This is a genomic window from Vibrio sp. JC009 (assembly GCF_029016485.1).
GTDB lineage: Bacteria > Pseudomonadota > Gammaproteobacteria > Enterobacterales > Vibrionaceae > Vibrio.
In genome coordinates, this window is sequence record NZ_CP092106.1 from 211,013 (window position 1) to 223,908 (window position 12,896).

General features: G+C 43.1%; 12 protein-coding genes and 1 pseudogene. 9 read left to right on the forward strand and 4 right to left on the reverse strand.

The genetic code is table 11. The annotated features are described in order from the left end of the window. Window position 1: 1 nt before the first annotated feature. A complete protein-coding gene (locus L3Q72_RS01000; protein ID WP_275130848.1) occupies window positions 2–1,231 on the forward strand; it encodes an MBL fold metallo-hydrolase in 1,230 nt (409 codons plus the stop codon). Between the two features lie 156 nt (window positions 1,232–1,387). On the opposite strand, the gene L3Q72_RS01005 is transcribed toward L3Q72_RS01000, so the two are convergent. After that, entirely contained in the window at window positions 1,388–1,738 is a 351-nt protein-coding gene (locus L3Q72_RS01005; RefSeq protein WP_275130849.1) for a hypothetical protein, read from the reverse strand. 203 nt (window positions 1,739–1,941) lie between these two features. Here L3Q72_RS01005 and istA point away from each other — a divergent pair, with 203 nt between their 5' ends. The 6 genes and pseudogenes from istA to L3Q72_RS01035 all read left to right on the forward strand — a co-directional run bounded on the left by istA (window position 1,942) and on the right by L3Q72_RS01035 (window position 6,489). Continuing rightward, a complete protein-coding gene (gene istA / locus L3Q72_RS01010; RefSeq protein ID WP_275130850.1) occupies window positions 1,942–3,438 on the forward strand; it encodes an IS21 family transposase in 1,497 nt (498 codons plus the stop codon). Beyond that, window positions 3,428–4,186 (forward strand): IS21-like element helper ATPase IstB, encoded by a 759-nt coding sequence (gene istB, locus L3Q72_RS01015; RefSeq protein WP_275130851.1) that lies wholly within the window; start codon window positions 3,428–3,430, stop codon window positions 4,184–4,186. The genes istA and istB overlap by 11 nt, the downstream gene beginning before the upstream one ends. Then, entirely contained in the window at window positions 4,186–4,362 is a 177-nt protein-coding gene (locus tag L3Q72_RS01020; protein WP_275130852.1) for a hypothetical protein, read from the forward strand. The genes istB and L3Q72_RS01020 overlap by 1 nt, the downstream gene beginning before the upstream one ends. A 76-nt stretch (window positions 4,363–4,438) precedes the next feature. Next, a pseudogene (locus L3Q72_RS01025) lies at window positions 4,439–4,591 on the forward strand (MBL fold metallo-hydrolase RNA specificity domain-containing protein); the annotation flags it as partial. Between the two features lie 117 nt (window positions 4,592–4,708). Further along, complete coding sequence (locus tag L3Q72_RS01030; RefSeq protein ID WP_275130853.1) at window positions 4,709–6,058, forward strand: HipA domain-containing protein; 1,350 nt, start codon at window positions 4,709–4,711, stop codon at window positions 6,056–6,058. Continuing rightward, the gene (locus L3Q72_RS01035; protein WP_275130854.1) at window positions 6,055–6,489 is read left to right on the forward strand and encodes a helix-turn-helix domain-containing protein; all 435 of its coding nucleotides are present in this window, start codon (window positions 6,055–6,057) and stop codon (window positions 6,487–6,489) included. Before L3Q72_RS01030 ends, L3Q72_RS01035 begins: the two co-directional genes overlap by 4 nt. 566 nt (window positions 6,490–7,055) lie before the next feature. Here the strand turns inward: L3Q72_RS01035 and L3Q72_RS01040 are convergent. The 3 genes from L3Q72_RS01040 to L3Q72_RS01050 form a co-directional block, all read right to left on the reverse strand. Continuing rightward, window positions 7,056–8,270: a hypothetical protein gene (locus L3Q72_RS01040; RefSeq protein ID WP_275130855.1), complete on the reverse strand. Its 1,215-nt coding sequence runs from the start codon at window positions 8,268–8,270 to the stop codon at window positions 7,056–7,058. A 123-nt stretch (window positions 8,271–8,393) separates the two neighbouring features. After that, window positions 8,394–8,996: a hypothetical protein gene (locus L3Q72_RS01045; RefSeq protein WP_275130856.1), complete on the reverse strand. Its 603-nt coding sequence runs from the start codon at window positions 8,994–8,996 to the stop codon at window positions 8,394–8,396. A gap of 284 nt (window positions 8,997–9,280) precedes the next feature. Next, entirely contained in the window at window positions 9,281–10,447 is a 1,167-nt protein-coding gene (locus L3Q72_RS01050) for a nucleotide sugar dehydrogenase (protein ID WP_275130857.1), read from the reverse strand. Between the two features lie 277 nt (window positions 10,448–10,724). Here L3Q72_RS01050 and L3Q72_RS01055 point away from each other — a divergent pair, with 277 nt between their 5' ends. Then, window positions 10,725–11,984 carry an oligosaccharide flippase family protein gene (locus L3Q72_RS01055; RefSeq protein ID WP_275130858.1) on the forward strand — a complete coding sequence of 420 codons (1,260 nt, stop codon included), beginning with the start codon at window positions 10,725–10,727 and terminating at the stop codon, window positions 11,982–11,984. Between the two features lie 8 nt (window positions 11,985–11,992). After that, window positions 11,993–12,865 (forward strand): glycosyltransferase, encoded by an 873-nt coding sequence (locus L3Q72_RS01060; RefSeq protein WP_275130859.1) that lies wholly within the window; start codon window positions 11,993–11,995, stop codon window positions 12,863–12,865. Window positions 12,866–12,896 lie beyond the last annotated feature (31 nt).

Genomic DNA, 12,896 nt, shown 5'->3' on the forward strand with positions numbered 1-12,896 from the left:
TATGCACCTAATCCACCACGGCGCCAAACAAACAGTAACCGGCTCATGCCATGAACTGACAGTTGATAGCCTGAGCATCCTTATTGATTGTGGCCAATTTCAGGGAAAGGATACACAATCTCTGGATATCGACTTTCCGGTAAAACATATCCAGGCTCTTATTGTCACCCACGCCCACATCGATCACATAGGCCGTATTCCATGGCTACTGGCCGCAGGCTTTAAAGGCCCAATCTACTGCACTCCCGCAACGGCAGAACTAATTCCTCTTATGCTTGACGACGGACTAAAGCTTGCCCTGGGAATGAAAAAGGTCAGCAGAGAACGAGTGCTTGATTTGATTAAGAAGCGAATCAGGCCTGTTAAATACCGTGAATGGCACCGAATAAAAAATAGTGCAGACAGAAGTTCTTTCCTGTATTGCCGCTTTCAGCCTGCAGGGCATATCCTTGGCTCTGCTTATGTTGAACTGAAACTACCTGATGATAAACGAATTGTTTTCTCGGGAGATTTAGGTCCTTCACAAACACCTCTTTTGCCTGATCCGGTTTCACCTAAACGAGCTGACTATCTGATCCTGGAGTCTACCTACGGAAATAAGCTTCATGAAAGTGTTTCTGAACGGGCAAACCGCCTGAAATCGATCATTAACCGCTCCCTGCATGATGGTGGTGCAATCATCATCCCAGCGTTTAGTGTCGGCAGAACTCAGGAGATCCTGTTTGATATCGAGCAGTTAATTTATCAGTTTGGAATAAACGGCAAGATACCAATTATTCTTGATTCACCTATGGCAATTAAGGTTACCAAATCCTATCGGCGCTATAAAAAACTATGGGGCAAAGAGGCTAAGCGAAGACTGGACTCTCATCGGCATCCTTTAGCTTTTGAGCAGTGTACTGTAATTGATGATTACCGGATGCATAAAGCAGTAGTTAATCGTCTTGTTTCCACCGGTGAGCCGGCCATTGTTGTAGCAGCTTCCGGCATGTGTGAAGGTGGGCGGGTTATGGATTATCTTAAAGCACTGCTACCAGATAAGAGAACGGATGTGATTTTTGCCGGGTATCAGGCGCAGGGTACCTTAGGGCGGGAAATTCAATCGGGTACTGAGTGGGTTGAGATTGAAGGTGAACGCGTGCAGTTGGCTGCGCAGGTGCATTCTATGTCGGGTTATTCTGCTCATGTAAATAACGGTCTAAAACCGCCACTATTTGCCGCAGATCTTTAAAGTCTAAATTTCCCAGAGCCTAAATATCCCCGCAGAGAATGATCTCTGCTCAGGTAAATTTTCAGACTAAAACAGGCAAGATTTTCAGAGTAGAGCTATAACAAGAAGTGCCGTGAGAACGGCATGACGCCATATTTGATTTGGCGATCACCGACGTCATGCCTTACCAGCCCGCGCATGGTGCGCGACCCTCTTAAGTGTTGCTGTAGAAGAGGAATAAATCCAGCCCTCATCGGCCTTTTTTTGCCGATGCCTGATTCCAGCCGACTGTTCAATTGCCAACGCTGCCATAAGCAAGTGATCATCTGTACCCGGTGTGATCGCGGTAACCGCTATTGTTCTGACGGGTGTGCTGAAAAAGCCCGTGCAGACTCCCTCAAAAGAGCGGCGATGAAATACCAGCAAAGTCGTCAGGGAAAGCACAATAACGCCCTGCGTCAAAAGCGCTATCGTGCCCGCCAAAAAGAAAAAGTAACGCATCAGGGTTCCGCCCCTGCTCATAGCCATGTTGTACTGCGTGCAAAGCCGGTTTCTCCGTCAATAAGTCAGTACAAGGGACCGTCAACGGCGATGCTCTGCTGCCACTTCTGTGGATGTGCCTGTCAGCCGTATTTACGCTCCCATTTTCTGACTACGGGACGGTTTCACCGCTCGCGCAGCAGACATGAGTCCGCTGCTGTCAGGGTTTATCACCTCACAGGAGGCCACTCATGACGATAGACCAAGCCCTTGAAGCAAAAATATTGCGTTATTATCACGTCGAGAAATGGCGTGTCGGCACCATTGCCAGTGAACTGAACGTGCATCACAGTGTGGTTGACCGGGTGTTGTCGCAAGCAGGGATACCTAAAGCCCGGCGCACCAGTCGTCCACTGCTGATTGACCCCTATTTACCCTTTATCCTTAAAACTCTCAACGACTTCCCTAAGCTCACCGCTGCACGGTTGTATGAGATGGTTCGTCAGCGTGGTTACCCCGGTAAACCCAGCCAGTTCCGTCATCATATTGCTCAGCTTCGCCCTAAACCGGCCCCCGAAGCCTACCTGCGATTAAGGACCCTGCCAGCTGAGCAGGGTCAGGTTGACTGGGGGCATTTCGGTTACATTGAGGTGGGCAAAGCCAAACGTCCCCTGATGGCGTTCGTGATGGTGCTGAGCTTCTCGCGTGCAATCTTCCTGCGCTTTTACTTAAACCAGCAAATGGAGAGCTTCCTGCGTGGGCATGTCGCAGCCTTCAACACCTGGGGCGGCCTTCCCAGAGTTCTTTTGTATGACAATTTACGCTCAGCGGTATTAGAGCGCCAGGGTAATGCCATTCGATATCACCCTACCTTACTGGCTCTGGCTGCACATTATCACTTCGAACCTCGCCCCGTCGCAGTCGCCAGAGGAAATGAAAAAGGTCGGGTAGAGCGGGCGATCCGCTATATCCGGGATAACTTCTTCGCCGGTCGCCAGTGGCGTGATCTGGAAGACCTAAACGCTCAGGCGGCGCACTGGTGTCAGCACCAAAGCATGGAACGTACATGTCCGGAAAACCGGGACATGACCGTGCTGGAAGCCTTCAACGAAGAGCGGCCACTGCTGCTTCCCTTACCAGATACGCCGTTTAACACGGATGAGCGAAAGGCATTACGCTCTGGCAAAACACCTTACCTGCGCTTCGACCGCAATGACTACTCGATCCCGCATACGTTGGTGCAAAAGCCGTTAACCCTTTATGCCAGTCTGACCCGGGTACGGATCTCCGATGGTGAATGCTGTGTTGCCGAACACCGGCGCAGTTTTAGCCAGGGCGAGCAAATTGAAGATAGCGCTCACATTGACGCTCTGGTGGCACACAAGGCGAAGGCCAGGCAACATCGAGGGCAGCATCGTCTGCGCCAGGCCTGCTCCAATATCGATACCTTACTGGAGCAGGCCGTTAGCCGGGGACATACCCTGAGAGGGACGGTTAAGGCACTTATCGCCTTGCTGGATGACTATGGCTGTGAGGCATTTAATCTGGCGGTCAATATGGCGCTGACTAAACAGGTACCGTACCCGGGTGGGGTTCAGCAAATTCTCGAACAACGCCGGGAGCAGCATCAGTTACCACCGCCTGTTCCCATGAACTTGCCCCTGCAGGCGCAGGGATATCAGATCAAGTTAGCCAGCCTCGCCGATTACGATCAACTCAATACCCGGGAGTCAGACGATGAGCAGTGATAAAGAAATCCTGAAAGTACAGGCTAACATGCTCAGACTCTATGGCCTGCAAGCGCATTGGGCTGAGTTGACAGAAGAGCAACAGCAATGGCTGAGCGTCTGGTTCAACTGGGAGCTTACTGAACGTCAGCAGCGCTCATTAGAGCGTCGGTTGCGAAGCGCCAAACTGGGACACTTCAAACCACTGGCAGAGTTCGACTGGGACTGGCCACAGCACATTGATCAACAGACTATCCATGAACTCATGCAACTGACCTTCTTCGCTGAAGCCAGTAACGTGATCCTAATAGGCAGTAACGGGGTTGGCAAATCCACTATCGCGCAGAATCTGGCCCATCAGGCGGTGATTGAAGGGCATACAGCCCTGTTTATCACAGCGGCTAATATGCTCAGCGACCTGGCAGCACAGGATGGCGATAACGCTTTGCGGCGCAGACTTAAACACTATGCTCAACCCGACCTGTTGGTGATAGATGAAATCGGTTATCTCTCTTACTCAAATCGTCATGCTGACTTACTGTTCGAGATCGTCAACCGCCGTTACGAGCAACGCTCAACGGTGATCACGACCAACCGGGTCTTCAGTGAATGGAACGAAGTCTTCCCCAACTCAGCTTGTGTTGTCTCACTTGTCGATCGGCTCGTACATCACAGCGAGATCCTCACTATCGAAGGCGAGTCCTACCGGATCAAAGAAGCCAAAGAGCAGGCAGAAAAACGTAAACCAACCAGGCGGGGGAAAAACTGATGAGAAGAATAGCGGTGACCATATACTGGTCTGCGGAAGAAGCGGACACCGTTTACCAGTTCCTTGGCGAGCTGAGAGAAGTTATCTGGCAAATCTATGGTCAGGATATAGAGGAAATGTACCGGGAAGCAACATCACAGGAAACGGATAGCTTTAACGATGATCTGACGTTCTAAATCTACAGCGCCAGTGAAGGTCGCGATCTGTCCTCAAAAAACTGCGGCAAATAGTCGCGGTTCTTCACCGGCGTTAACAGCTCATGCTGATCAGAAAGATTTGCTGCGCTTTGTTGAAGGGATTGAGAGTAAGCCTGGTGAAATTCATCTGGTGCATGGAGAAGAGTGTGCGAGAGTGGCTTTGAAGGAAGCTTTGGGTGATGCTGGTTATAAGAATGTTATTGAGTGATATCTGTTACGCAAAATGGAATAAAATCATATAACGAGTACTATAGGTGTCATTAATTGCTTTTTGAGCTTGTAATGTGTGCTATACTGCACATTATGATTGTCATGGGAAGCTCATATGAAACATTTAACGTTACAGGCTTTTTTGGAAATGCAATGGGTAGATATCGCGACCATTGGCTTTCCGAATAGTGAACAAAACTCTTATCAGCTTACGATCTTAGACTACGAGTCTGGTTATGCTCTGGAGTTTTTGGAGCGTGATGACAACCATGCTGTATCGTTAAATTATCCGGTATCACTGTTTTTTGATGACAAAGGGAAGCCGGGCTGGCTTAAATTCCTTGATGATATTGTACCAAGTGGGGCCAGCAGACGTTATTGGATCAATTATCTGGACTTGGAAGGGCTGACAGTAGATCAGCAAAACTATGTTCTTCTGAAACACGGGACTATATCTCCTGTTGGTAACCTCAGAGTTAAAGAGTCACTTCCGGAATTTAATCCACTGGCAGAAAGCCTGTTTTTTTCAATTGATGATGTAAAAAACCGGGCAAGTGATTTTCTGGACTATGCTCAGTTGCGAGGGGCAACTGCTGGCGGTGCAACGGGAGCAGGGGGGGAGGCTCCTAAGTTACTGCTAAGGTGTAGTGCGAAAGAACAAATATGGATTGATACCTACCAGAATAATCTTGCTAATCAGGATATTCACTATCTGGTTAAGTACCCCAGAGGATCTCGCTTAGAAGTGGACTGCAATATATTAAGGGCAGAATATTATTATTATCATGAATTGGCAGCTTTGGGGTTTGATACTATTCCAATAGAGAATATGCGGTTGGAAGAGGGAGTTAATTATCCTTCACTATGGCTGCCCAGGTTTGATGTGTCTTTTTCAGAAGAAGGACAGGTAAAGCGCTATAGCATGGAATCTGTATACTCAATGCTTGATAAGTCCCCAGGGGTTACGCTTGACCATGAAAGCGTGATAAGGGAAGTGATTCAGAAAATCACTTCCAGCCATATGGTAATAGCTCAGGGTTTCCATTTTGATGTAAAAGCATTTGTTGTTGAGTGGGTTAGGCGGGATTTGCTCAATATCATTTTTGGTAATAGTGATAACCATGGTCGTAACACCTCATTTATAAAGGATGAAGGTTCTATCCGTTTGGCTCCAGTTTATGATTTTGCTCCGATGAAAGCAGATCCGGAAGGTATACCAAGAACGACTAAGTGGGGACAACAGTTTGAAGTCGGAGGTGAGTATAACTTTCCGGGAATAGCGGACTCACTTGCTGATTTAATTCCGGCAGAGGAATTGTTAACTGCTTTAAAGGCCAGTGCTAAGCAACTGTTGGATCTGAAAGCAAGGCTAGAGCAAAGGGGCGTTCCGGAACAAATAATCACTATGCCAGCTATCGGGTTTGATTATATCCCTGAGAAGTTAACCAGGTGGGGGCTATTATGAAAAATCAATCGGCTGACGAAACTATCCGAAAGATTAAAGCGAAGCAGCAGGCATCCAATGTTTCTGCAGTGAATGAGAAAGAAGTTACGTACACCGTAAACCCTCAGAGTCGACAAAGAGCTTCAAAAGATACGGTGCCTATGGATGCTCAGCGCAGAAAGATTGCGATGGATAGGATTATAAAAAAAGTTTTGCTTGGGGAAATAACCCAGGGGCAGGCTTTGAAGGCGTTGCGGGTAGAGGTTTTGGGATTACGGCAGGATTCATTTGCAGAAATAGTTTCGGTTTCCAGAAAGACATTGTCTGAAGTGGAAAATGATAAGGGAAATTACACATCCGAGATTATTAATAAGCTCTTTAAGCCGTTTGGGTTGCAGATGGGGCTTGTTCCAACTTCCCGGCATCGGTTATTGGATCTTCTTTCTGATTAATGAAAAATTTAATTCATTCTGATTTTCTCTGCTCCAGGTGAGCTAAACCTGCGGAGGCGAACTCCATCAATTCGGAGTATTTTCTTTTTCTGATTATATATTCAACAGTTGTCTGATCTATATTGAGATAGTCGTGTACGAGCGCATTCCGCATTCCGACTATTGGGCGCCAGTCAGTTTTTACAGCAACGGGAATTTGATTCTCTTGCAGGCGCTGAAAGGCCATATATGCGTCAGAAGGGGATACTCCGATCAGATCTTTGCTCCAGTGTTTAGCAATCCCTATGCAAGCCTCAATCAATATCTGCAGTGTTCGTTCTGCGGCACGATACTCGTAACGGCTGAAGGAGCGTTCTGAGATAAGCCATCTAATTCTGAAGAAATTAGGGCTACACGCTCTCTCATTGATTGAGTGTAAGTATTATCGCGGGAGCCATATAGTCATAGTGCATCTATGTTTTGATCGTTGCTAGCAAGAGCTACTATATCTTCAAGCACTTTTTTACCTTTCAGAGAAGTATATACATGAGCTGAGGACAGATACTCCGGGCTTTAGCGGCACGAAGTTACTGAAGTTCTTCCATAAACAGTTGTCCAAAAATATCATACATATCGTTCTGGTTCATTCTTTCCCGTAGTGCAACCTGCATCGCTTTGACGGTTTTCAGCCCGGTAATTTTGCCTTCCATCTGTTCTAGCTCATAGTTCAGGCTTTGCACATAGTCAGATATAGACTTCTCTCTTGCCTGTTTATTGCCACCACCGAATCGCTGCCAAATCATCGTTTTCAGCTCAGGTCCATACTGAAGCTCTTGATGTGCCTGGTTTAGCTGGGTGATCTTATCTTTCAGAGCGTGTTCCAGTCCGGTCAGGGAGTGCTTGTCAAAGGTTAGCTCGAAATCAGGCAGGTGAGTCTGTGCCAGAATTAGCATAGCGAAGGTATCCTGATCCTTTTTAGCCAGAGATAACTGCTGCATCAGAGTTTTCTTATGCTCTTTTTTCTCTGGATCCGATTCCTTATCCGGGTGCAGTTGCCTGGCAAGCTGCCTGTATAGCTTGGTTATCTCTTTAGTCTGGAAGAATGCCAGGCTCTTCTCTGACGACATCTGACTGCCGTGGAACGATGAGTGGTGAGATGAACTGCTATGCCCAAATGGATCGCTGTCAAACGCATCATCTTCAAAACCTTCCCAGTCTATTCCCTCGTCTTCATCCTCTTCATCAAAGGCGTTTGCTTTCTGCTCCATATATTCCTCTACGAAGTTTTTAAATTTCAGAGGATCTTTGACCATTTCGGTAAGTTCTTCGTCACTGAGCATAAGGTCTTCGCCGAAGATCTCAGACAGCTCCTCGCGAAAATTGTCTAATTCATAGGGATCGAACTCGAGTTGCGAGTTGTCTTTTGGGGCTGCCTCTATCAGGGCCTGGGTGAACTCTTCTCTTAGCTCAGTGGTGGAAATGTGCCTGAATGGGTTGGATTCCAGGATGGTGAGTTCTTCTTCAATCCATGCATAGAGAGCTTCCCGCTGATAACCTTTAATCGTTTTACGTGGAATAAATTTCAGCAGATGACGAATAAACTTTTCCGTTGCTGCACAGACATCTTGCTCTGATTTCTCTGCTTTTTGCTTAAACTGAGCCAGAAAATCATCCAGTTTTTTTTCATAGCGATCGTTTCTGGCCTGATTTTTCTCCACATCTTTCCAGAGTTTCTGGAGCTTGGTCCACTCTTTGCCTTTCTTTGTTGTGTTGGTGATATCTGTAATGGTTAAGGTATTCATCGTCTGTTCTTTGTTAATAAATATCAGATTAACTCTGGTTATCTGGGAATATGATTATGGTTATTTGGGAATCTGTCTCTGGTTATCTGGGAATTTACAACGCTGGAGATAACGACTCCGTCCTCACTTTTTTTCAATCACGGCTCTGTGATGCAACTTCGATTCATCTTCGCTCCAGAGGCTATCCAGAAATTCATCAAAGTTGCTTTTATCTATCTGGGTTTTAATGCAGCTTAGCTGATCATAAAGATACACATTGCGGTCTTCACGCTCGATGGCATAACCCAGTTGTTCCTGCCACATGAACATCCCGCCAAAGCTGTGATAAACGTCTGAGATGATAACCGTGTAGTTTTCGATGAGGTAATGATCAAAGACCTGACCGACAAAGTCTTGTGTGGCTCTTTTATATGCTGGTTTCATACGGTTTCGCCAAACCAGAGATTGGGTTACACCAGCGATGTTAAGCTCTTCATCGGTAACTTTAACTATATTGCAGTAATAAAGAACAGATTGTTCAGAATCGAGCAGTAGAGCTAGTTTAAATCCGGAGTCATTCTCGTCATAGCGAATGAATCGGCAACCGACTGGTATTACAAGCTTGGTATCTTTTAACTCGTAACCATTTTGGGCTGCATGCAGGTACTCTTCCACGTTTCTTCCGCGCTTTGCCAGAAACGCGAAGTCTTGCTTCATATCTTTGGGGTCGTAGAAGATCTGCGGCATAGTAAAGTCCGTAAGTTAACGTGAAAACGAACAAATTATAACATAGAAAAAGATAACCGGATGTTCTGGTGAAGCTGCTTCTTATGCGCTATACATGAAACCTGCAAAAACACGTTTCATGTATAGCTGAGATTATGCTTTTGGCTATACATAAAAGCTGCTAAAGTTGATTTCATGTATAGCTCGATTTGCATTTCCAGCTATACATAAAACCTGTTAATTCACGCCAATCCTGTTGCTGAAAGTGTTGTGGATGAAGACTATTTCGATGAAATTATTGAATATTAATCCGAGCCAAAAAGATCTCTGGTGTAGACTTTGTCAGCCACATCTTCAAGCGCTCCTGTCATCCGGTTTGCAACGATAACGTCTGACATAAACTTAAACTTATCAAGTTCACGGATTACTTTCGAGTGGAAGAAGTGTTCTTCATTTAGTGCTGGTTCGTATATGACAACCTTGATTCCCTTTGCCTTCAGGCGCTTCATAATCCCTTGGATAGAAGATTCTCTGAAGTTATCTGAGCCTGACTTCATTATTAAGCGATAGATACCAACCACTTTGGGATTTCGTTTAACAATCGAATCGGCAATAAAATCTTTACGGGTACGGTTTGCATTTACAATGGCACCAATAATGTTGTTTGGAACGGTTTGATAGTTCGCCAGAAGTTGCTTGGTGTCTTTCGGAAGACAGTAACCGCCGTAGCCAAAAGAAGGGTTGTTGTAGTGATTACCGATTCGTGGATCTAAGCCAATTCCTTCAATGATTTGCCGTGAGTTCAGGCCAAAGGCTTCTGCGTAGGAGTCTAATTCGTTAAAAAAAGCTATGCGCATTGCCAGATAGGTATTAGAGAACAGCTTTACCGCTTCTGCTTCTGTTGAATTCGTATACAAAACAGGAATATCGGTCTTAATCGCCCCCTCTATTAACAAGCCAGCAAAGGTTTTCGCTCTTTCACTCTGCTCGCCAATAATGATGCGAGAAGGGTAGAGGTTGTCATAGAGGGCTCGGCCTTCACGCAGAAATTCCGGAGAGAAGATAATATTGTCACTGTTAAATAGTGCTTTTACCTTTTCTGTGTAACCTACCGGTACCGTTGATTTGATAACCATGACGGCATTTGGGTTGATCGCCATTACATCCCGGATAACGGATTCAACTGAAGAGGTATTGAAATAGTTTGTGTCAGGATCATAGTCTGTTGGGGTTGCGATAATAATAAAGTCAGCGTCTTTATACGCAGCTTCCTTGTCCATTGTGGCAACAAAGTTAAGCTCTTTTGTTTTTAGGAACGCTTCTACTTCCTTGTCTGCTATAGGGGATTGCTTTTCATTCAGAAGTTTTACCTTATGCTCAAGAATGTCAACGGCAACAACCTCGTGGTTTTGCGCCAGCAATATGCCATTCGACAAACCCACATATCCAGTACCTGATACAGCTATTTTCAATGCATTGTCCTTTTAGAGTGGTGTATAAATGAGTATAGACCTGCTTTTTTCTCTGGCCTGTGATGTTGGTTGCATGTGTGCTTAGGTATTTTGATGCAAAGTCGCCTATATTTATTTAGGTACGTATGGGAAAAGGTTATTGAACATAAGCTTTGACTATAATCTTGTATAAGAATTGGGAGATAAGTGCGTGTCTCAAGGCGGTAGCGTGTTATTTATTGATTTTTAACGTTTAGGCACGAAACATTATACTCTTATCACAAAGTAAGGAACAGGTTTGAGGCTGATAGTTAACAGCGGGATTTATTTGTTAAGCAATATAATATGTGCTTTGGTCCCGTTCTTTCTTCTGCCCATAATGACTAGCTTTTTGACACAAGAAGAGTACGGCCAAGTTGCTATTTTTCAGATGGCTGTATCTTTATTCTCAATATTCATTGGTTTAAATTCAGCTAGTTATGTAGTTAGAAAGTATTATGACAATGATACTATAGACGAAATTAGATATGTAAATGGTGCTTCACTATTACTATTAGCTATTTCTTCAGTTATATCTATTTTATTTGTTTTTTATGTTTCTGATGTACTGTCTGAAATATTAAAGGTGCCAGCTTCGTGGCTATATTACGCAGTCGTAATTTCTATATCATATTTTATTTTTCAGTTTATGTTAGGTCAAATTCAAGCTCGTGGTAATTCAAAGTCATATGGGTTATGGCAGATTGGATATGGTTTTTTTCATTTTATTTTAGCATATAATTTTATTGTGTTTTTTGGGATGGGTGCGGAAGGAAGGGTTGAAGCGTGGTTAGTGGCTATTATATTTGTTTCAGTTTTATCACTAATTTATTTAATTAGTAAGCGTCTTGTTAAGATTAAAAACATAAAAAAATCTCATATTCAAGAAATAGTTGAATATAGCACGCCATTAATACCCCATATGTTAGGATTTATCCTTCTAGGATTAATTGATCGGTTTATAATTAGCAGAGAATTGGGATTATCTAAAGTTGGTGTCTACATGCTAGCAATGCAGATAAGTATGGTTATTCATTTGTGTTTTGATGCGATTAATAGGGCTTATACGCCTTGGTTATTTAATGCTCTGAATAAAAATGACGTGAAATTAAATCATAATATAATAAAGTACACATACTATTTTTATTTGCTGCTTGTTTTAAGTATTGTACCCATGTTTTTTCTATCGCCTAAACTTGTTGTGCTTATTGGAGGGAGTAAATACGAAGAATCTTCATATTTAATAAATTGGATATGTTTGGGTCAAATATTTCATGGTATGTATTTATCTGTTAATAACTATGTTTTCTATGCTAAAAAAACAGCTTTATTATCTATTGTAACAATTGGTTCTGGTGTAATTAATGTTATTTTGTTATTGGCTGTTATTAATTGGTTTTATTTGCCTGGAGTTGCGATAGTATTTTCTATTTCTAAATTTATTCAATTTTTAGGTACATGGTGGTTAGCGAGCAAGGTTTATCCTATGCCATGGCTGCATTCTTTTAAAAAGGTTTAAGTCTATAAATGAGTTCTTTACCCTTAGTGTCTGTTTATATTCCCACCTATAATAGGAAAAAATTGTTAGAGAGAGCTGTTGAATCGGTATTGAAACAAACATATAAAAATATAGAGATAATTATCTCTGACGACGGCTCTGATGATGGTACAGAGGAGTATTGTTGTAGTATTATTCTATGTAACAGTAATATTACTTATATTAGAAGTAATCGCTCATATGGTGCATGTCATGCAAGAAATAAAGCGATTTCTGTTGCAAAAGGTGAGTATATTACAGGGTTAGATGATGATGATTTACTTAAACCTAACCATATATCAGAATTAGTTACAGCATTTTCAACAGATTACTCGTTTGTTTGCACTTCATACATAGAAAACTCTAGTAAAGGAAAAATCAATAGAAATAATAAGTTAGGTATAGTAACTATCGAGAAGCTATTACATTATAATATTGTTGGTAATCAAGTGTTAACGTTAACCAAGAGGATACAAGATATTGGAGGTTTTGACGAGAGTTTGCCTGCTTTCCAAGACTATGATTTATGGGTTAGATTGGTTAAAAGTTACGGTAGTGGGTTTAAAATAGATAACTTGTCTTATGTTTGGGACAATATGCATGCTCAAGAAAGAATATCATCTAGTTTAAATAAAACAGCCAAAGCGTATGAGATTTTTTATAGTAAACATAAATTACTAATGAATCATTCAAACAAAAAGTCAATGAAAATAATGAATGTAAAATACTCTGGTACTAAATTGTCACTTTGTACTCTTATCAAAAATATAAATATATATAATTATAAGCTCTGTATTTCTCTGTATTTGAGAGGAAGTTTTAAATATGTTATTGAATTTATAGATTACTTTCGTTATAAGTAGTTGTGATCGTAATAATGAGCCTTGTAAGTTT

Coding starts and splice junctions, on each gene's coding strand:
- L3Q72_RS01060 (WP_275130859.1), top strand. CDS start 11,993: ATGAGTTCTTTACCCTTAGTGTCTGTTTATATTCCCACCTATAATAGG.
- L3Q72_RS01020 (WP_275130852.1), top strand. CDS start 4,186: ATGAGAAGAATAGCGGTGACCATATACTGGTCTGCGGAAGAAGCGGAC.
- istB (WP_275130851.1), top strand. CDS start 3,428: ATGAGCAGTGATAAAGAAATCCTGAAAGTACAGGCTAACATGCTCAGA.
- istA (WP_275130850.1), top strand. CDS start 1,942: ATGACGATAGACCAAGCCCTTGAAGCAAAAATATTGCGTTATTATCAC.
- L3Q72_RS01045 (WP_275130856.1), bottom strand. CDS start 8,996: ATGCCGCAGATCTTCTACGACCCCAAAGATATGAAGCAAGACTTCGCG.
- L3Q72_RS01030 (WP_275130853.1), top strand. CDS start 4,709: ATGAAACATTTAACGTTACAGGCTTTTTTGGAAATGCAATGGGTAGAT.
- L3Q72_RS01035 (WP_275130854.1), top strand. CDS start 6,055: ATGAAAAATCAATCGGCTGACGAAACTATCCGAAAGATTAAAGCGAAG.
- L3Q72_RS01005 (WP_275130849.1), bottom strand. CDS start 1,738: ATGGCTATGAGCAGGGGCGGAACCCTGATGCGTTACTTTTTCTTTTTG.
- L3Q72_RS01040 (WP_275130855.1), bottom strand. CDS start 8,270: ATGAATACCTTAACCATTACAGATATCACCAACACAACAAAGAAAGGC.
- L3Q72_RS01000 (WP_275130848.1), top strand. CDS start 2: ATGCACCTAATCCACCACGGCGCCAAACAAACAGTAACCGGCTCATGC.